Raw genomic sequence first — 18465 nt, 5'->3', positions numbered from 1 at the left:
ATAAAGGTAAATTATGAAAAAAATTAAATCGTTAAAGAAAGTGATATTGTTAACATTAGTATATATTGCTTTCTGTAATGCACAGCAGCAGCAGCATATTCCCTGGCCATCGTTAGCAGACTCACCCTGGCCATTTATTCGTGGAGATATGCAAGCAACGGGAAGGAGTAAATATGTTGGGCCAAGTACAAATAATGTTATCTGGAGAAAAGATATGCCTCTGGGAATATTTTACGGGCCTGTGATAGGCTATAATGACATTTTGTACACAGGCACGAGTTCTGTTTACTCAGGAGGAATCAATTTCTTTTATGCAATAGACAAAGAAGGACAGAACCTCTGGACATTTGAAACTGAATCATACTTTGCAAATAATATTGTTCCAATAATTGCAAGTGATTCTACTATATATTTTGGATCAAGGAACCGTAGTATCTATGCTCTGAAACCAAATGGTGAATTAAAGTGGCAGATTAAAAATATTGTATGGGGTTGGGTGCACGGCTATATGACAATTGCTAAAAATGGTGATCTGTATGTTCCATCAGGAGATACTCTTGTTATAATTGACCCAGGTGGTATAGTTAAAGAAAAGAGAACTATAGAAGGATTGAAAGGGAGATCATTTATTTTTTCAACAGGTGGTGATACAATATTCTATTTTACAGGTGGAGCGGATATCACAGAACCAGGGTCACTTAATGCAGAAAAGCTTGATGGTGAATTGATTTGGTCTTATAATTTTGCGACTCATAATTTAGGTGCCCCAATGGTTGATAATTTAAATAAAATCTATGTTTTCGGAACAGATAGCACGGCTGCTAATAATTTTTTTTTGTATAGCATCAATCCGGATGGTACTATGAATTGGAGATACAAGATTAATTATTATGAATATTACTCTGCTCCAACAATGGATAAAGATGGTAATGTAATATTCTCGACACGCACTAATTCCAATATGAAGAATATTATAGTATCGTTAGATTATTATGGAAACGAAAATTGGATCTCTCAACTACCAGGTAATTTCGAGGAGAGTTTAATTGACCACGGATTAGTTTGTGATGCTGAAGGTAAAATTTATTGTGGTTCAACTTTTGCCGGATATTTTTATTGTCTGAACAGTGACGGTGAAATTCTATGGACACTTGATCTGGAAGATTATGATTATGATACATCACCAGCGATTGGTTCAGACGGGACACTATATATAGGAACGCATCAAAGTTCAACATTTCAACACCACGTAAGAAACTTAATTGCAGTAAGAGATACAGTAACTTCAGTAGAGGGTGAAAACCCAGGATTTCTATCTTACAAACTAGAACAAAACTATCCCAACCCTTTCAACTCAATCACAAATATAAGATATACTATTCCACAATCAGGAAGAGTTACATTAAAGGTTTATAATTTAATGGGAAGCGAAGTAGCAACACTTCTTGACAGGTACCAAAATACAGGAAGCTATGATGTAATTTTTCAGGCAGATGGCCTGTCAAGCGGAATTTACTTCTACACTCTTGCATCGGGTAACTATATAGCTACTAAGAAATTAATTTTGCTGAAGTAGTTTTCTCTTACATTAAAGCCCTGAAATCCGGCAATTGCCGAACGGGGCTTTTGTTTTTGTGCTAATGACCTCGGCTCTGTGTACTAACAACTATCACCTGAATTATATATTTTTACAATCAACACCAACAGGATTTATTAAATAATGAAACACATAATTGTTTCTCTAATAATACTCATCTGTTCAACTTCGCTTTTTCCTCAATTCGGTTCTCAGGATTCAGGCGGTCCGCTCACTCCCGAATGGGCTGCGTACGATGTTAAGTTCTATAACATTAATCTGAACATCAATCCTGACAAGCAAACAATTAACGGCTGGGTTGGTGTAACTGTTGAAGCTGTTTCAAATATGAAAGAGTTTGTTCTTGATCTCGATGACAAATACAGAATCACAAAAATTATTTGGGATTCACCGACAGAATCCAAAGAGATTTCTTTTAAACACGAAAACGGAAAAATAAAGATTCAATTACCGGAGGAAGTAGCAATAGGGCAATCGTTCACAGTAAAGATTTACTACAACGGAAAACCGGGAATTGCAAAAAATCCCCCATGGGATGATGGATTCACGTGGGGTAAAACAAAAAATGGTGATCACTGGGTTGGAGTTACTTGTCAAGGTGGTGGCGCTGATACGTGGTGGCCCTGCAAAGATCATCCTTCTGACGAACCAGATTCTGTTTTGCTCAACTGGTCTGTTCCGCTAAATTTAATTTGTGTATCAAATGGAAAGTTGAGATACGTTCTTGACAACAAAGAAGGAACAAAAACTTTTTGCTGGTTTGTTTCAACTCCAATTAATAATTATGGAGTTTCTATCAACATTGCACCGTACGATACTCTTCAATACAAATACACCAGCATAACAGGAGAAGAAATTCCCGTAACAATCTGGGTTCTTCCAGAAAATATTGAAAAAGCAAGAGAACATTGTTCTGAGTTTTTAGATCATTTAAAATGGTATGAGGAGTTGCTTGGTCCGTATCCATTCCGGTTAGATAAATATGGAGTTGCTGAATCTCCTTATCTTGGAATGGAACATCAGACAATAATTGCAAACGGATATGGTTACAGAGATGATCAGTTTGGATTTGACTGGCTTCATCATCACGAGCTTGGTCATGAATGGTGGGGAAATATGGTAACTGCAAAAGACTGGAGCGATTTCTGGATTCACGAAGCAATTTGCGGTTATATGCAGACACTTTATATCGAAGAAAAATTATCTGACAGAAGTCCTTTTGCATTTATGATGAACTGGAAACTCTGGAAGAACGAACAGCCAGTTGCGCCACGGAAAGAGATGACGAGCAGTGATGCATATACAAACGATATGTATTCAAAAGGTTCTTATGTTTTACATACGCTGCGGTACTATGTTGGTGATGACACTTTTAAAATGATTTTAAGAAGATGGGCATATCCTGATTCTGAAATGGAAAAAGTAACAGATGGAAGTCAATGCAGGTTTGCAACAACAGATGAATTCCTGGAAATTGCGGAGAAGGTTTCCGATCGTGAGCTCGATTGGTTCTGGGAAGTTTATTTCAGACAGGCAAAACTTCCGGTTCTTCAAGCAATAATAGAAAATGGTTTTCTTTATCTTGAATGGAAAATTGAAAACAATCTTCCGTTCTCCGTCCCTGTTGAAGTCAAATTAGAAGGTGAAATCACGAAGGTTGAAATGCGTGAAGGTGCAGGCTCAATAAAAATTCCGGAAGGTGTGGAACCAGTTATTGATCCGGATAAGTGGCTTACGATGAGCGATGTAGAATTTAAGAACCTCAATAAATAATTAATAACAAATAATAGGTGCATATTATGCAAACGAAATTATCTGTCATCGTTTTGATCTTAATATCCCTGAGTGGTTTTTTGCTTGCTCAGGATTCAGATCAGCCCTCTATTCTTATCTCAACTTATTCTGTTACACAGATTCCTGCAGATGCAATTTACTTTTCATTAACGCTAAGTTCAAAAAGCGAAGATCCTAAAAAGGCATTTGATGATCACAAAAAATTAGAACAGAAATTATTAAATCTATTTAACGAATTTGAGATTGCGGATTCGAATGTCGGTTATTCACTTTTATATATTGGAAAAACACCTGCTTTTACAAAAGAAACTCCGGGATATATGACAAGACAGGTCGTAAGTTTACGGCTGGATGATTTCATCAAGTATGAACCCATTCAGCTTGCTCTTTTATCTATTGGTATTTATGAATACAATGCAAAATTTATTGCGGACGAAAGTGATCTCTGGATAGATAAGGGAATAAAGGAAGCGATAGTAAAAGCGAAGTCAGAAGCCGAACTGACCGCAAAGAACTCTGGTAAAAAACTTGGAGAAATAATAAGTATTGAAACTTCGCATCACTATCCGTCAGATGCCGGGAATGCAATGGCAATCTCTGCGCCAAGACCAGGTGAAACTTTGATTGATTTGCCACACTACGTAGAAATGAGTGTATCGCTACGGGTACGGTTTGAATTGCTTGAAGAATAAAATAATTTGCCTTGATGGAAAATCTTCAAATCCATATTGGAGAATTTGATTTTACAATCAGTCCGTTTCAATTCGAAAGAATCTGGAAGCATATTGCATCGGGAAAATGGGAACCAGAGTCCTTTTCCGTCTTCAAAAAATTTATTAAAGAATCTGATGTTGTATTAGATATCGGAAGCTGGGCTGGGCCATTGACAATTTATGCTGCTCATCTCGCTTCATTTGTTCATTCTATCGATCCGGATCCCGTTATCTTTAAACAGCTTGTATATAATGTGAATCTGAATTCGCAGATAAGTGATAAAATTAAATGTCATAATCTCGCTATATGGAACAGCAGCTCAACTCAAACTTTATTTTCACGGAATGTTTTTGGTGATTCCGCTTCAAGCCTAATCCAAAGAGCTCGTGATAGAAATGATAAGGCAACGGTCCAAACAATCACCTTTAAAGAATTTCTTGATAAAGAAAAAATTACCAAAACAGATTTTATAAAGATGGATACCGAGGGTGCCGAACTGTTTTTTCTTCCCTCAATTAAAAATGAGCTGATGAAATTAAATTATCCAACGCTTCTTATTTCGTTTCATACAGAATATCTTGCGGAATATTTTTTTCATCAGGCTTTTATGAATAAGCTTCTGTCCAAAATCATTTTTAAGATTTGCAGAGAGTTGGGCATAAATCTCTTTTCGAAAAAGATTGAGAAAGCAATCTCTGAATCTGTTGAATCTCTGAATAATTACCTTTTCGTTCATGTCTCCGACGGAAGACAGATAAATAAAAATGAATTGTTAAATCATATTATTAGAAACAAAACAGCTAATGTCGTTTTCACAAATCAGAGATGGTAAAAATATATGTACTTTTGATAATTATTTATCATCCTCAAAAAAGGAAACAAAATGAAAAAATTGATTCTGCTTTTAACTTTTATAACTTCTGCTACAATTCTCCCGCAAACGGATACAATCCTTGTTCATAAATTAGATTCACTTCTTAACTACAATGCGAGTCTAGAACACAGATTAGATGTTCTCGAAAAAAATATTGATGATATTGTGTGGTTTCAAAAACTTGGTGATGTTGCTTACGTTGACAAAATTTTTATAACGGGCCCACCGAAATGGAAAGAAACTGATACGACCGATCCTGCGTTCGGCAATCCTGTTAAATTCTGGTCGTACGTTTTCATCCCGAAGGATATTGACTTCAGCAAAAAATATCCGTTGATAGTATTTCCGCACAGCGGAGTGCACGCAAACTTTTCGACTTATTATTTACACATAGTGAAAGAATTAATTGCTCAACAATATGTCGTTGTTTCTGCTGAATACAGGGGAAGCACTGGCTATGGTAAATCACATTATGAAAAAATTGATTACGGTGGTAGAGAAATTGATGATGTTGATTCTAGCAGAAAGTATATGCTGGACAATTATGAATTTGTAGATCCGAAAAGAGTTGGAATTGTTGGGTGGAGCCACGGAGGCTTGATCAGCTTGATGAGTATTTTTAATTATCCTGAAAATTATAATGTGGCTTTCGCTGGCGTTCCGGTTAGTGATTTGATTACAAGATTGAGCTATATGGAAAAAGATTACATTGATCTCTATTCTGCAAAATATCATATCGAGGAAACAGTTGAACAAAATCCTGAGGAATATCGAAGAAGATCTCCTCTCCATAATGCATACAAACTAGAAACACCACTTCTTATTCATACAAATACAAATGATGAAGACGTAAACGTAGTTGAGGTGAAAATGCTGATTGATACATTAAAAACTTTAAACAAAGATTTTGAGTACGAAATATTTCAGGATTTACCTGGTGGTCACTCATTCGACAGGCAGGATACTAAACTCGCTCTTTCAATACGGTTGAAGATTTATAAATTCCTCGAAAATTATTTGGCTCCACCTCGACCATTTAACAACATCGAAGATATACGAAAAGTGTTTTTCAGATGAACACAATTTGTCGTGGTTGCTTGTCAATAGTGAAATAACTTCTTAATTGTGGATAATTTGGTGACAGATTTGTCATCTCATTGAACTGTCTATAAAATTAATCCCGTCATGGTCTTTCAATTTTACCTGTATTTTATAATTATTTCCTCTAAAAAGCTGCCATATCGACTTTTGACCTTAAAATTAAGGGAATAGTATTTGTAAAAACAACAACTAAAGAGAATTGAAAAAATTGGACTAAAATGGTAAGATTTCTTTCAATAATAATTATAATTGCCGGCATTGGTGGTGGCATTTATTATCTTCTTTCGATGGAGAGAACAGAAGATATAAAGGTAACAGGAAAGCTTCAAATTTCCCAGCAGCCGGGTAAGTATGTTCAGACTTCTGAAGGCTCCGGCGGATCCTATTTTGCTGTTGTTGAAGGAAAGATACGCAACAATCTTGGTAAGCCGATAAAAAATGTTTTTATTAAATATGTCATTGCGGGCGAAGAAACGAGTGCAACAGTTTTTGATTTAGCTCCCGGTCAGGAAATGAAGTTTAACACGCGTGGTGTAAATACTTCTGAAACTCATCCGGAATATAACTTCGTTGGAATTTACTACGATTAACTAATCCTCTCATTAAATTTTTATTCCGAAGCTTCTTCTTTTATAAACATCAAGCACATTTATTAACCTTTCCGGTCTTTCCTTTTAACTTAATTAATTACATTCGCGTTAAAGAAAATTTTTCATTAAAATTATAGATGACGTTGCTCTTAAAGGGTATATTTAAAGTGTGAATAGTTCTATTTTTCAAAAAGCACGCATATTTCTTCTCTCATCAATCTCAATTGTGGTGTTTGCTTCTTCCATATTTGCACAATACACACTCCAGCAATTTGAAATTACCCCTTTTGCCGGATACTTTCTATCGAGTAACTTAAATACACTTGATGGTGAACTGGTCATAGATCATAATTTTAATTATGGTGCAGCTGTTGATATCAGAATAAGTGATGATTTGCTTATTGAGTTTTTGTATGACAGATTAAATACAGAGGTACGTTTCAGGCAGGAATATTTTGACACCGTAAAATATCTGTTTGATATGAGTGTGGAATATTTTCAGGCAGGTGCTCATGTAGAAACAGAAACGGGGAGCTTCCGACCATTTGCTGTATTTACGCTTGGTGCAACTTACTTCAAGCCAACAGACGAAAAAATAAATAGTGAGTTGGAATTTTCTTTTACTGCTGGCGGAGGAATTAAATATTATTTCACTGAAAATCTTGCTGCAAGGTTGCAGTGGAGGTTTCTGGTTCCGGTTTACTTTTCCAGTGCATCAATCTTTTGCAGTGATGGATATTGTGGCATTTTCATTAGTGGAGGGACATATATACTTCAATACGATTTAACCGCCGGGCTTGCTTTTAGCTTTTAGATCACCTTTGTAAATAGCCCGCCATTCAATATTTTAGTCCACACAAATTTCAACTGTAATAAACCAATAATAAAATTTATTAAGGAAAGGGCATAATGAAAACATTAATAATACTTTTTACTCTTTTAATCTCATCTTTAAGCTTCGCGCAGATAGAGAGTTTTGATTCAACTTACATCGATGGATTAAAGAAAGATGTTGGTGGTACATTTAAAGAAATTGTTAAATCGAACTTAATATTAACTGAGGACGAAGCAAAAGTTTTCTGGCCGGTGTTTGATGAGTATATGGCTGCCCGAAGCCCGATATTCGATCAAAGGGCAAACCTTACTGAGGAATATATGATGAATTATTATGGAATGGATGATGTAACAGCAAAAGATTTGATAAACAAGACAATGATGTCATATCAGGAGTTGCTGGATTTGAGACAAGAATTTATAAATAAAATGTTTGAAAAATTACCCGCACAGCTTGTTGGAAAATTTTTCCAGCTTGATAACCGGGTAACTACAGTAGCAGACTTGGTTAGAATGTCTTCAACTCCATTAGTACGGGACAAAGAGTAAAACAAAAACTAAATTTAAATATCCCTTGCGGAAAGAAAGGGTTTTTAAGTTATGATATTATTTTTTCTTTAGCTTGGACTTAAAGACCTTCTCAAACTTCTCAAGCTTTGGAGCAATTACAAAAGTGCAATAGCCCTGGTTTGGATTGTTGTTGTAGTAATCCTGATGATAATTCTCTGCAGAATAGAAATTTTCAAAGGGAGAAATTTCAGTTACTATCGGATTTTCCCATGCGCCGGACTTATCAAGTTCTGTTTTGTATTTTTCCGCAAGATTTTTCTGTTTTTCATTGTGATAGAATATTACTGAACGATATTGTGTGCCAATATCATTACCCTGTTTGTTTAAAGTTGTCGGGTCGTGTGTCTTCCAAAAGACTTCCAGCAATTCGTCAAAACTTATCACAGATGAATCATAGGTTATCTGGGTTACTTCGGCGTGACCTGTAGTTCCGGTACAAACTTCTTCATAGGTTGGATTTTCAACTTTCCCTCCGGAATACCCTGATTCAACATCTACAACGCCATTTAATCTTTCAAATATTGCCTCGGTACACCAGAAACATCCGGAACCGAAAGTTGCCTTATCCAAATTTGCCATATTAACAACTGCTCCTTTGTCTATTTTGTTTTCTACTTTATTGCTGTTGGATTCATTTTCGCATCCACCAAAACCTATCATTGACATCGATATTAATAAAATTATAATTCTCACGAATCTTATCCTAAATTATTATAATTAATAAAAGAAAGATTGAAGATTATTTCATATATATCAAGATAAAAGAATGGGCATAAAAAGCCCCGCATAAGCGGGGAAGAAAAATAATTATCTTTCGTGCATCCTGCGGGATTCGAACCCGCGACCTGCTGATTAAGAGTCAGATGCTCTACCAACTGAGCTAAGGATGCGTGGTAAAATTACTGAATTTTTATGCGGTGTGAAAGTTGGTTCTTCGGGGACGGAATCATTCCCTGTCGAATTTTTCAGGAGAGCCGGTGGCTGATTTTCCTGCTATTTCTTTTTTGTCTCCGGTAAATTATTTAGCTCCGACAGAAAGTTATGATATACCTTCATTATTTCTGTTTTCAAAAATCCTGATTGCATTTCATAATCGGTGTATTTGTCAAAAAATCTGTGCGCAAGTTTTGAAAACAGAATTTGTGTAAGTATTGCTGCTGTTTGTTCTTTTGATTGATCCATTTTTTACCTCTGTTATATTTTAATTTATAAAAATATTAAAGAAATGTTTTTACCGCACTTCCTACCATCACATCAATTATTCCGTTTGTAATTTTACTGATTCTTATCTTTGACAAACCGATTTGTTTCAGCGCTTCCATTTGAGCAATGTCTTTTTTCCCCTTTAAAAGAAATTCGAAATCTGCTGGACTTAAGGCGCCTGATGCAAGTCCTTCTGTCCATCGTTCAATGTCTGATCTTGTTTTTTCAAGGAAAGTGCTGCCGTCTTTAAGCAGCTCATCCTTATACTCTTCAAAATTTTCTTTGGCAAAATCAAGCAGATCATTTTTCACTGTTGATATAAAATCGTTAAATGTTGGCATAAGGCTCTCCTCTATTTAGATTCTGATGGATCTATTTTTCCGCTTTCAAGACCAATGATTGTATCAAATGCATCACCGACCAATGATTGCATTTCTGTAACGAACATTTCGCCAAGCATCCCTTCGGTTTCCCAACGATTTAAAAAACCGCCGAGAAGGTTTCCGTCTTTGTCGATTAATATTTTCCATTGTTCGGTGGATATTTCATTACTCGGTCTTCCGAGTGCAAACTCGTAAGCTTTGTCAAGTTCGGTCTTCAAAAAACTTACCTCGTCTTCATGTTCAACAAATGGTTCGGTAGCAAACGACATTAGATTCAAAGATTCTACTTTTAAATCAACTGCTTGTTTATAGGCTTCCGGGCTGAAAACTGAAATGGAGGAACATGACCAAAGTATCAACAGGAGAGCAAAAAAGAAAAGCGATGCCGGGAGTTTTAACTTGGTTATCATATCAGGATCTCTAATCTCGATTAGTAATTATTATTAATAGAATTATTAAATAAATTTATACCCAAACATAAATTAAATAAATTAATTTTAAATGAACTCCGACAAGAATCAGCTATCTATAAAAAATAATCTGTCACCTTTGTTTGTAATTATCGCAGCAAGTTTGTGGGGTGTGGATGGAATCGTTCTCCGCCCCGCACTGTTTAGCCTTCCGGTTCCTTTGGTTGTTTTCGTTGAAAGCACGATTGTAGCAATACTGCTTTCACCTTACTTCATCAGACATCTTCCATCGTTAAAGTTTTTAAAGACAAAAGACTGGCTGGCTTTCTTCTTGTTGGCGCTGTTTGGTGGAGCTATTGGTACAATGGCAATAACCAAAGCATTGTTTTACGTTAATTTTGTTAATCTCTCTGTTGTAATCCTGCTTCAAAAATTACAGCCTGTGTTTGCGATTGCTCTGGCATCTGTTTTTCTAAAAGAAAAACTTAGTTTCCGATTCATATTTTGGGCTGGAATTGCTATTGTTGGTGCATACTTTATGACATTCGGGACAAATCTTCCTGACTTTTCAACAGGCGACAAAACTACTGTTGCTGCTATTTTTTCCCTATTGGCAGCGTTGTCTTTCAGTGCATCGACTGTATTAAGTAAACGTGCGCTTAGAAATGTTTCTTTCGGTATGGGAACATATCTACGATTCCTGTTTTCCGCCGTAATAATGTTAGTGATTGTTGTTTTTATAGGAGATACTAAAAACATTCCCGATATAACAGCAACTCAAATTATTGTTTTTTTAATAATTGCTTTAACCACTGGCGGAACAGCAATCTTTCTTTATTATTATGGTTTGAAAAGAATCAGCGCTTCGGTTGCAACTATCTGCGAGCTTGCTTTTCCGTTTACTGCTATTATTCTGGAATATTTTCTCCGCGGTAATATTTTAGATATTGTTCAATGGATTGGTGCTGTTATTTTGCTGATAAGCATTTTAAAAGTTAGCGGAATAAACTTTTCTGGAAATTAAAACTTAAAATAAAAGAGCACTCAAAAGAGTGCCCTTCCAAAAAATACTATTCGCCTTTCTTACTCCAGGGTGGTGTTACACCGTTCATTCTTGCATAAGCAATTGACTGACCAAGATGCTCGTGAAGATGATTCAGTATCGTAACCATAAAATTCCTTACCGTGAATTTCATCCCGAAAGCATCAATTTCCCGATTAAGATCTTCGTCTGTAAATTTCGCAGCGGTTTCTTTCAGATTGTCGAAAGATTTTTCCAGCGATTCCAGCGCCGTTTTTTTATCTGATTTGCTCACAGGAGGTTCTGTATAATCTTTTTCCCCTTTAATAAGGCTTAGCATATAATAATTAGATTCTGCAGCATGCATGTAAACCTCACCAACAGTTCTGACTCCTTCGCCCGGAGTCCAATTGTATTTGTCTTCAGGCATCGCTTCTGCAAGCTGTAAAAGTCTGCTTTTTACAAAATCTGCCTGCCCCAAAAATTCCTTCACAAAAATGGGCTGCTCTGCCAGACCTGCCGAAGTAACAAATAGTACCGCCGATAATAAGAACCAACTATTTATTTTAAACATAATTCCTCCTTAATGATTTGTAATATTTTTTAAGTGATGGAGCGAATATATTTAATTCGTTAGTTAAATAACACATGAATTTTATGATAGAAACTTCATAAATTGCACACAAAAATTTTCGAAAGGATTCTCTGTGGAAAAAAGAAGTTTGTTTGCCCAACTTAAAGCTGGCTTTCAACCATCCTTCTGGGTTGCAAACGGCATGGAACTTTTTGAGAGACTTGCTTACTATGGTCAGGCAACTATTCTCAGTGTTTTCCTCAGAGATCATCTCCGGTTTGATGAAGTTGAAGCCGGACAACTTTCCTCTATCTTTGGCGGATTGATTTACTTCCTCCCCATATTTGCGGGCGCACTTGCGGACAAATTTGGTTTTAAAAAAGCTTTCTCTTTTGCTTTCTTTGTTCTGGCTATCGGATATTTTCTGATCGGATCAACCGGTATGTCAGGATTTGAAAGTTACTATTCTGACACTAATCTTTTTATTGTTTTAAGTTTCATTTTAATCTTCACTGCAATCGGCGGTTCATTCATCAAGCCGAGCGTACTTGGAACTGTTGCTCTTACAACAACCAAAGAAACAAAATCATTCGGCTACGCAATTTATTACTGGCTTGTTAATATGGGTGCAGCTATCGGTCCATTCCTTGCATATCTGGTAAGAGATTCTTTCGGAATTCAGTTTGTATATCTTGTTTCTGCAATAAGTTGTGCGCTTATGTTTCTGGTTACGCTCTTTTTCTTTAAAGAACCACAGGCTAAACTTGATGAACAGCGCGATAGTCTCGTTCAAGTAATAAAAAATCTTTTCACTGTGATAAAAAATATTAAGTTCATGATTTTTCTTATGATATTTGCTTTATACTGGATAGTGTTCTGGGAATTTTTTATCGTGATTCCGTTTTACATTTCTGATTACATTAGTCCCGATGCCCCGATCGAATTAATTCTTTCGGTTGGCGCATGGACAATTATTCTGCTGCAAATACCAATCAACAGACTGACTAAAAATATTCCTACACCCACAGCAATTATGATCGGGTTTGTATTTGCAGCTTTAAGCTGGTTCCTGCTTTACTTCTCGGCTGCCGCAGGAATTACTGTTGGTCTTGGATTAATCATTGCAACTATCTTCATCTTCTCAGTTGGCGAACAAACACAGGCTCCCCGTTTCTATGAATACCTTGCTGACCTCGCGCCGAAGGGGCAAGCCGCTCTTTTTCAGGGATTTGCTTTCCTGCCGATTGCAATTGCCTGGACGCTCGGCGGAACTTTTGGCGGATGGATTTATCACAACTTCGGAAGAAGGGAAGTTGGAAAACCCGAAATGGTTTTTTTGATTATCGGATTAGTTGGTGTGGCAGCAGCAATAATGATGTTCATTTATAATGTTTATATGAAAAGAAGAAAATAATATTTCTTCTTCTCAATTTATTTAACACAATACCGAAAGATCAAACAATTCGATCGGCTTCTGTTTGATTTGAATCCTTTTCTTAATTCAATTATCAAACCTTCAGCAAACAATAAAATTATTCTATGTCAACCGAACAAATATTTCTATACACACTAATTGCGTTAATAGCATTTTACATCATCAGAAAAATTCTTCTGATAAAAACTATAAAACAATATTCTGCACAGGAAGCTTCGCAAAAAGTTAAGAAAGAGCGAAACGTTATTCTTCTTGATGTAAGAACTGAGACAGAAAGAAAGAAAAATTCCATTCGGGGTTCGTATCATATTCCGCTTTCCTCTATTTCAGCTAATGAAGGGGAGCTAAAAAAATTTAAAGCATCAGAAATAATCTGCTACTGCCAAACCGGAAACCGTAGTCTGAATGCGGCATCAAAGCTCAGAAAACTTGGTTTTAATGCTTCAAACCTGAGAGGTGGAATTTTAAGATGGAACGCGGCGGGTTTGAAATGATCTGGAACAAAATAAAATTATTTCTGCCTGTTCTGCTTGGTGCGCTCGGTGGATTTCTTTATTACAATTTTATCGGATGCAATGGAAGCTGCGTTATAACCGGGAGTCCCATTAATAGTACGATGTATGGCACAATGATAGGTTTGATACTGACTGATTGGAAACGAGTTAAATTAATATTTAAAAATACGTCCCGACAAAATCAAGCCGGGACAAACGAAGGAGAATAAAAAATGTTGAACGAAGAGAAATCCCGTTTTGCGGGGAAAAAGAATTTGAGTTCGGTGGATAAAGGTATAAGAATACTTCTGGCAGTAATTATCGCAATTCTTTATTTCACAAATCAGATCACCGGAACTGCGGTTATTGTTTTGGCAATCTTTGCCGTTGCGTTCTTGCTTACAGGCTTAACTGGGTTTTGCCCGATTTATGCGTCATTGAAACTTTCAACATTAAAGAAGTCAGATAAAAAATAATTGATATCGAAAGGATAGAAAAAATGCAATATGGATTTTCAAAAACAATTGGATTGCCTTATGAGCAGGCAATCGAAAAAGTTACAACAGAATTGAAAAAAGAAGGTTTTGGTGTTCTAACTTCAATTGATGTTAAAGAAACACTGAAACAAAAAATCAATGTGGACTTTAAAAAGTATGTAATACTTGGTGCATGCAATCCTCCAATTGCACATAAAGCGTTACAAGCAGAAGAAGAACTTGGTTTGCTTCTGCCTTGCAATGTTATTGTCTATGAAAAACAAGGTAAGACAGTAGTCTCTGTTTTCGATCCGATGGTGATGACCTGGATAATTGAAAACGACGAGATGGAACCAATAGCAACTGAAGTGCAGGAAAAATTGCAAAGAGTGTTGGCGGCTATATAATGCACAACACACAACTTTCTTATAAGAAGAGAGTGAAAAAACATTTTTTGATAATTAAACTAATCGCCGAACAAGAAAGGAAAAAATAAAGTGGCTGAACAATTGACAAAACAAACGTTTTTGGAAAAAGTATTTGATTATGAAAAAAACCAGGACTGGAAATTTGAGGGAGAAATTCCTGCTGTTGTTGATTTCTGGGCACCGTGGTGCGGTCCTTGCAGAATGGTCGCGCCAATAATTGATGAACTTTCCGTTGAGTATAAAGGAAAAGTAAATTTCTATAAAGTTAATACGGATGAAGAGCAGGAACTTGGAGCTGTGTTTGGAATAAAAAGCATTCCTTCGCTTTTATTCATTCCAAAAGCTGGACAACCAAAGTTAGCTGTTGGGGCTCTTCCAAAGGAATCTTTCATCTCTGCGATAGAGAAAGAACTTCTCGCAACAGAACCAAGCCAAAATTAATTTTAATCACAATGTAGAACAGACTAATAATCTGTTCTACTTCATAAACTGAACCTTTTAAAATTAATTCCGCTTTCTAAGCTATACTATTCTCTCAAGTGGAACCTGAAACAGTCTTATTTTGTTGTCATCTCTCTCAATTGATTTATTGAGATCAGTTATTTTTACGATAAGTTGATTTAAAACCGCCTCATCAACAAATGCAATCATTCTTACGTTGTTGTAGCCGGGAAACGGGCGATTTCCAAGATGTGCATCAGTGTCATGACCTTTTCCTTTAACATCTTCCCAGCGAGTGTAGTAATCAATTTTAAGTTCGTCCAGTGCTCCTGATACTCTGTCATCAATAATATCGTGATAAACTAAAAAAGTGAGTTTCATATAATTACCCCCTTTGTACATTTGTCTGATTTGATTTTTTATTTCCCGGAATCAGTTTCCGGATAAACCCGAATAATTTTTTTGATCCGAGATCATCAAGTAGAGAATAAACTACCGGCACAATAAATAAGGTCAGGAGTGTTGAAGTTATCAATCCGCCAATAACAGCCTGACCCATTGGTGCGCGGAACTCTGCACCCTCGCCAAGTGCAATTGCAACGGGCATCATTCCAAAAATCATCGCGAATGTTGTCATCAATATAGGACGTAACCTTGTTGGTCCTGCTTTTATCAGAGCATCAAAGCGCGACATTCCACGCTCACGCAGGACATTTGTATAATCAACAAGTAATATCCCGTTTTTAGTTACTAACCCCATCAACATAATAATACCAATCATAGACATAACCGAAAGAGAACTTCCAAATATTAACAAAGCTATCACCGCGCCAATTATGGATAAGGGCAATGCAAGCATGATAGAGAATGGGTGGACGAAACTATCAAACTGTGCCGCCAAAACAATATACACAAACACAATTGCAAGCAGTAAAGTAATCAACATATTAGTCATTGATTCCTCCTGCATTTCTCCCTGACCAATAACATTTATTGAGTAGCCCGGTTTCAAATTTAGCTTTGAGGTTTCCGCTAATATATCATTAAGGACAACGCCCAAAAATCTGCCATCAAGATTTGCATCTACCCGAATTTCTTTTTGTCTTGCGTATCTGTTTATCTTCAAGGGTCCTACATCTTGCGTAACAGCAGCAATGTCGGTAATCGGTACAAGAAAATCCTTGTTGCCAATTTTTTTATTACTTTTAACCGTGAGAGGTAAAATGTCATTAAGGTTTTGTCTGTCCAATTTCTTTAATCTGACTCTAACATCAATCTGATCATCGCCTTCTTTATATTGAGTCGCTACTGCGCCATCAACCATTGCGCGAATTGTTGAAGCAATTAAGTAAGGGTTAACAGCAAGGTCAGAAGCCTTTTCTCTATCAATATTAATTCTGATTTCGGGTTTTGAAAGTTCAAGACTGTTTTGAACATCAACAGCGCCCGGCGTTAACTTAACGATTGCTTCAACCTTATCAGCAATTTTTTCAAGCTGATTTAAGTCTTCTCCCCGAATACTAAGAGTAACCGGTTTTTCATTGCCGCCAGGTCCTCCAATAGGACTAACACTAAAGTTTGCCCCCGGAATTGATTTTATTTTATTTCTTATCTCGGACATTATTTTTCTGTCCGATTTTTTTCTTTCGTGTGTTGGAACCAGCTTCACAAGAATGTTAGCATTTGTAACAGGATTATTTCCCGAACCAATCGTTGTGAACAGGAGCTTTACTTCGGGAATGGCTTTGACCAACGTTTCGACTTTTTCGCAGATCAAACTTGTTTGCTCAAGTGAACTGCCTGGTGAAGCATTGACAACAATATTAAACTCGCTTCGATCTGTATCAGGAAAGAACTGCGAACCGAGCATTCCCATCAAAAAAAAGCTGACAATAAAAATTGCTATTGAGCCAAATACTGTTGTTTTTCTGTGAGACAGCGACCATCGTAAAGCTTTTTCATATTTTCCATTCAGCTTATCAAAATTGTGATTGAAAAAATATAAAAGCCGGTTTAAAATATTTCCTTTGGGAGAAAGTTCTTCATCCTCTCTGTGAAGCCATTTTGAAGACAGCATTGGGGTGAGTGTAAAGGCAACAAATAAAGAAACAAGAACTGCGACGGATATTGTTATGCCAAATTCATAAAAGAATCTTCCAACGATTCCAGGCATAAATGCTACCGGCACAAAGACAGCGACTATTGTAAACGTTGTTGCCATTACTGCAAGTCCAATTTCCTCCGAAGCAGATTTTGCAGCCTCCAATGGTGTTTCGCCTTGCTGCATATGTCGATAAATATTTTCAATTACCACTATTGCATCATCAATTAACAATCCGACTGCAAGTGATAGTGCCAGTAAAGACATCATATTTAGTGTAAAACCCAAAGCGTACATAATTATAAAACTTGCAATTATAGATGAAGGCAATGCCAACCCGCTGATTACTGTTGCTCTGAAGTTTGCGAGGAACAGATAGATAACAAGAACCGCTAACAATCCTCCATATATAATATCAAACAAAACATCATTTATGGAATGTTCAATAAAAATAGAATTATCCTGTGCTACGTTTATAGAAACGCCTTCCGGAGTTTCTGTCAGCATTTTCTCAATTTGTTTGTTCACAGATTGTGCAACCTGAACTGTATTGCTGCCTGATTGTTTTATAATGTTTAGTCCGACAGCAATTTTACCATTAACTCTGGTTAAGCTGGTTTGTTCTTCAATTCCATCAATGACCGTTGCAACATCGGATAAATAGATTGGTTTGCCTTGTGGCGTGGCAACAATTACTTTATTAAAATCCTGAACGCTGTTGTATTTACCCATAGTTCTTACAAGCAATTGGCGGGATCCTTCTGTTACATTGCCTCCGGGGATCTCTACGTTCTGGTTTCCGATGCTCATAATTACATCCTGAATAGAAATGTCGTATGCTCGTAATCTCGCAGCATCAACTTCTATCTCAATTTCTCTTTCCGATCCGCCAACTAACTGAACAGCACCAACGCCGGGAATATTTTCTAATCTTTTCTTCACAACATCTTTAGTAAATGTTGTTATATCTTTGTCGGACATATTGCCGGAAACCGACAAGTTCATTATTGGAAAACTTGCCGGGTCATATCTTTGTATTATTGGATCTTCAATTTCTAAAGGCAATTCAGCACGAACGGCTGCAATTTTTTCACGCACATCCTGAGCTGCATCTTTCCCGTCTATTTCAAGCTTAAAAGCTATTATTACAATAGAAACATTTTCCTGTGAAGTTGATTGGATATAATCAACACCTTCCACGGGATTGACAGCCTCTTCGATAATTTGTGTTACATCCGTTTCTATTTGTTCGGGACCGGCACCCGGCAAAACTGTTGTAATGACAACGAAAGGAATATCAACATCAGGATAAAGGTCAACATTAAGCATTAAATAAGAGAAAAGTCCAAGTACAATCAAAGACATAATCATCATTGTTGCAAATACAGGTCGTCTTATTGATACATCCGCTAATTTCATCTTCTA

22 protein-coding genes and 1 tRNA gene are annotated in these 18465 nt (G+C 36.5%); 15 read left to right on the top strand and 8 right to left on the bottom strand.

Features of this window, described 5'->3' with window-relative positions; genetic code table 11:
* Nucleotides 1-13 precede the first annotated feature (13 nt).
* The 8 genes from HND39_06250 (at nucleotide 14) to HND39_06215 (ending at nucleotide 8053) form a co-directional block, all read left to right on the top strand.
* A complete protein-coding gene (locus HND39_06250; GenBank protein QKJ95914.1) occupies nucleotides 14-1576 on the top strand; it encodes a PQQ-binding-like beta-propeller repeat protein in 1563 nt (520 codons plus the stop codon).
* 144 nt (nucleotides 1577-1720) lie between these two features.
* Nucleotides 1721-3370 carry a M1 family metallopeptidase gene (locus HND39_06245; protein ID QKJ95913.1) on the top strand — a complete coding sequence of 550 codons (1650 nt, stop codon included), beginning with the start codon at nucleotides 1721-1723 and terminating at the stop codon, nucleotides 3368-3370.
* 26 nt (nucleotides 3371-3396) lie between these two features.
* The gene (locus tag HND39_06240; GenBank protein QKJ95912.1) at nucleotides 3397-4083 is read left to right on the top strand and encodes an SIMPL domain-containing protein; all 687 of its coding nucleotides are present in this window, start codon (nucleotides 3397-3399) and stop codon (nucleotides 4081-4083) included.
* A gap of 14 nt (nucleotides 4084-4097) precedes the next feature.
* Entirely contained in the window at nucleotides 4098-4937 is an 840-nt protein-coding gene (locus tag HND39_06235; protein QKJ95911.1) for an FkbM family methyltransferase, read from the top strand.
* A gap of 51 nt (nucleotides 4938-4988) precedes the next feature.
* Complete coding sequence (locus HND39_06230) at nucleotides 4989-6056, top strand: S9 family peptidase (protein QKJ95910.1); 1068 nt, start codon at nucleotides 4989-4991, stop codon at nucleotides 6054-6056.
* A 242-nt stretch (nucleotides 6057-6298) separates the two neighbouring features.
* Nucleotides 6299-6670: a hypothetical protein gene (locus HND39_06225; GenBank protein QKJ95909.1), complete on the top strand. Its 372-nt coding sequence runs from the start codon at nucleotides 6299-6301 to the stop codon at nucleotides 6668-6670.
* Nucleotides 6671-6839: 169 nt separating this feature from the next.
* A complete protein-coding gene (locus HND39_06220; protein QKJ95908.1) occupies nucleotides 6840-7484 on the top strand; it encodes an outer membrane beta-barrel protein in 645 nt (214 codons plus the stop codon).
* A 95-nt stretch (nucleotides 7485-7579) separates the two neighbouring features.
* Nucleotides 7580-8053 (top strand): hypothetical protein, encoded by a 474-nt coding sequence (locus HND39_06215; protein QKJ95907.1) that lies wholly within the window; start codon nucleotides 7580-7582, stop codon nucleotides 8051-8053.
* Between the two features lie 57 nt (nucleotides 8054-8110).
* Here the strand turns inward: HND39_06215 and msrA are convergent, their stop codons facing one another.
* The 5 genes from msrA to HND39_06190 all read right to left on the bottom strand — a co-directional run bounded on the left by msrA (nucleotide 8111) and on the right by HND39_06190 (nucleotide 10070).
* Nucleotides 8111-8734, bottom strand: coding sequence for a peptide-methionine (S)-S-oxide reductase MsrA (msrA, locus tag HND39_06210; protein ID QKJ97904.1), 624 nt, complete (start codon nucleotides 8732-8734; stop codon nucleotides 8111-8113).
* Between the two features lie 157 nt (nucleotides 8735-8891).
* Nucleotides 8892-8964, bottom strand: a tRNA-Lys gene (locus HND39_06205).
* A 103-nt stretch (nucleotides 8965-9067) separates the two neighbouring features.
* On the bottom strand, nucleotides 9068-9256 hold the full coding sequence (locus HND39_06200) for a hypothetical protein (protein QKJ95906.1): 189 nt from the start codon (nucleotides 9254-9256) through the stop codon (nucleotides 9068-9070).
* A 35-nt stretch (nucleotides 9257-9291) separates the two neighbouring features.
* A complete protein-coding gene (locus HND39_06195; protein QKJ95905.1) occupies nucleotides 9292-9618 on the bottom strand; it encodes a hypothetical protein in 327 nt (108 codons plus the stop codon).
* Between the two features lie 11 nt (nucleotides 9619-9629).
* A complete protein-coding gene (locus HND39_06190; GenBank protein QKJ95904.1) occupies nucleotides 9630-10070 on the bottom strand; it encodes a hypothetical protein in 441 nt (146 codons plus the stop codon).
* Nucleotides 10071-10161: 91 nt separating this feature from the next.
* Between HND39_06190 and HND39_06185 the strand changes: the two genes are divergently transcribed.
* Nucleotides 10162-11094 (top strand): DMT family transporter, encoded by a 933-nt coding sequence (locus HND39_06185; protein QKJ95903.1) that lies wholly within the window; start codon nucleotides 10162-10164, stop codon nucleotides 11092-11094.
* A gap of 46 nt (nucleotides 11095-11140) precedes the next feature.
* Here the strand turns inward: HND39_06185 and HND39_06180 are convergent, their stop codons facing one another.
* A complete protein-coding gene (locus HND39_06180) occupies nucleotides 11141-11665 on the bottom strand; it encodes a DinB family protein (GenBank protein QKJ95902.1) in 525 nt (174 codons plus the stop codon).
* A gap of 202 nt (nucleotides 11666-11867) precedes the next feature.
* Between HND39_06180 and HND39_06175 the strand changes: the two genes are divergently transcribed.
* The 6 genes from HND39_06175 to trxA all read left to right on the top strand — a co-directional run bounded on the left by HND39_06175 (nucleotide 11868) and on the right by trxA (nucleotide 14939).
* Nucleotides 11868-13079, top strand: coding sequence for an MFS transporter (locus HND39_06175; GenBank protein ID QKJ97903.1), 1212 nt, complete (start codon nucleotides 11868-11870; stop codon nucleotides 13077-13079).
* 125 nt (nucleotides 13080-13204) lie between these two features.
* Entirely contained in the window at nucleotides 13205-13594 is a 390-nt protein-coding gene (locus HND39_06170) for a rhodanese-like domain-containing protein (protein ID QKJ95901.1), read from the top strand.
* Nucleotides 13591-13824, top strand: a complete 234-nt coding sequence (locus tag HND39_06165; GenBank protein QKJ95900.1) for a hypothetical protein — start codon at nucleotides 13591-13593, stop codon at nucleotides 13822-13824. Before HND39_06170 ends, HND39_06165 begins: the two co-directional genes overlap by 4 nt.
* A gap of 3 nt (nucleotides 13825-13827) precedes the next feature.
* On the top strand, nucleotides 13828-14070 hold the full coding sequence (locus HND39_06160; protein ID QKJ95899.1) for a DUF2892 domain-containing protein: 243 nt from the start codon (nucleotides 13828-13830) through the stop codon (nucleotides 14068-14070).
* Nucleotides 14071-14093: 23 nt separating this feature from the next.
* On the top strand, nucleotides 14094-14477 hold the full coding sequence (locus tag HND39_06155; protein ID QKJ95898.1) for a DUF302 domain-containing protein: 384 nt from the start codon (nucleotides 14094-14096) through the stop codon (nucleotides 14475-14477).
* A gap of 90 nt (nucleotides 14478-14567) precedes the next feature.
* Nucleotides 14568-14939: a thioredoxin gene (gene trxA, locus HND39_06150; GenBank protein ID QKJ95897.1), complete on the top strand. Its 372-nt coding sequence runs from the start codon at nucleotides 14568-14570 to the stop codon at nucleotides 14937-14939.
* Between the two features lie 81 nt (nucleotides 14940-15020).
* Here trxA and HND39_06145 read toward each other — a convergent pair whose 3' ends face one another.
* Together HND39_06145 and HND39_06140 are read right to left on the bottom strand one after the other, a co-directional pair.
* Nucleotides 15021-15320: a hypothetical protein gene (locus tag HND39_06145; GenBank protein ID QKJ95896.1), complete on the bottom strand. Its 300-nt coding sequence runs from the start codon at nucleotides 15318-15320 to the stop codon at nucleotides 15021-15023.
* 4 nt (nucleotides 15321-15324) lie between these two features.
* A complete protein-coding gene (locus HND39_06140) occupies nucleotides 15325-18459 on the bottom strand; it encodes an efflux RND transporter permease subunit (protein QKJ95895.1) in 3135 nt (1044 codons plus the stop codon).
* Between the last annotated feature and the right edge of the window lie 6 nt (nucleotides 18460-18465).

It is taken from the genome of Ignavibacteriota bacterium (assembly GCA_013285405.1).
Taxonomy (GTDB): domain Bacteria; phylum Bacteroidota; class Ignavibacteria; order Ignavibacteriales; family Ignavibacteriaceae; genus IGN2.
The sequence above is the reverse complement of the archived record's forward strand: the minus strand, read 5'-3'. Positions and strand labels throughout refer to the sequence as shown.

Bases quoted from the DNA above. Each gene is read 5' to 3' on its own strand.
- HND39_06250 (QKJ95914.1), top strand. From the start codon at position 14: ATGAAAAAAATTAAATCGTTAAAGAAAGTGATATTGTTAACATTAGTA.
- HND39_06245 (QKJ95913.1), top strand. From the start codon at position 1,721: ATGAAACACATAATTGTTTCTCTAATAATACTCATCTGTTCAACTTCG.
- HND39_06240 (QKJ95912.1), top strand. From the start codon at position 3,397: ATGCAAACGAAATTATCTGTCATCGTTTTGATCTTAATATCCCTGAGT.
- HND39_06235 (QKJ95911.1), top strand. From the start codon at position 4,098: ATGGAAAATCTTCAAATCCATATTGGAGAATTTGATTTTACAATCAGT.
- HND39_06230 (QKJ95910.1), top strand. From the start codon at position 4,989: ATGAAAAAATTGATTCTGCTTTTAACTTTTATAACTTCTGCTACAATT.
- HND39_06225 (QKJ95909.1), top strand. From the start codon at position 6,299: ATGGTAAGATTTCTTTCAATAATAATTATAATTGCCGGCATTGGTGGT.
- HND39_06215 (QKJ95907.1), top strand. From the start codon at position 7,580: ATGAAAACATTAATAATACTTTTTACTCTTTTAATCTCATCTTTAAGC.
- msrA (QKJ97904.1), bottom strand. From the start codon at position 8,734: ATGATAGGTTTTGGTGGATGCGAAAATGAATCCAACAGCAATAAAGTA.
- HND39_06200 (QKJ95906.1), bottom strand. From the start codon at position 9,256: ATGGATCAATCAAAAGAACAAACAGCAGCAATACTTACACAAATTCTG.
- HND39_06195 (QKJ95905.1), bottom strand. From the start codon at position 9,618: ATGCCAACATTTAACGATTTTATATCAACAGTGAAAAATGATCTGCTT.
- HND39_06190 (QKJ95904.1), bottom strand. From the start codon at position 10,070: ATGATAACCAAGTTAAAACTCCCGGCATCGCTTTTCTTTTTTGCTCTC.
- HND39_06185 (QKJ95903.1), top strand. From the start codon at position 10,162: ATGAACTCCGACAAGAATCAGCTATCTATAAAAAATAATCTGTCACCT.
- HND39_06180 (QKJ95902.1), bottom strand. From the start codon at position 11,665: ATGTTTAAAATAAATAGTTGGTTCTTATTATCGGCGGTACTATTTGTT.
- HND39_06175 (QKJ97903.1), top strand. From the start codon at position 11,868: ATGGAACTTTTTGAGAGACTTGCTTACTATGGTCAGGCAACTATTCTC.
- HND39_06170 (QKJ95901.1), top strand. From the start codon at position 13,205: ATGTCAACCGAACAAATATTTCTATACACACTAATTGCGTTAATAGCA.
- HND39_06165 (QKJ95900.1), top strand. From the start codon at position 13,591: ATGATCTGGAACAAAATAAAATTATTTCTGCCTGTTCTGCTTGGTGCG.
- HND39_06160 (QKJ95899.1), top strand. From the start codon at position 13,828: ATGTTGAACGAAGAGAAATCCCGTTTTGCGGGGAAAAAGAATTTGAGT.
- HND39_06155 (QKJ95898.1), top strand. From the start codon at position 14,094: ATGCAATATGGATTTTCAAAAACAATTGGATTGCCTTATGAGCAGGCA.
- HND39_06145 (QKJ95896.1), bottom strand. From the start codon at position 15,320: ATGAAACTCACTTTTTTAGTTTATCACGATATTATTGATGACAGAGTA.
- HND39_06140 (QKJ95895.1), bottom strand. From the start codon at position 18,459: ATGAAATTAGCGGATGTATCAATAAGACGACCTGTATTTGCAACAATG.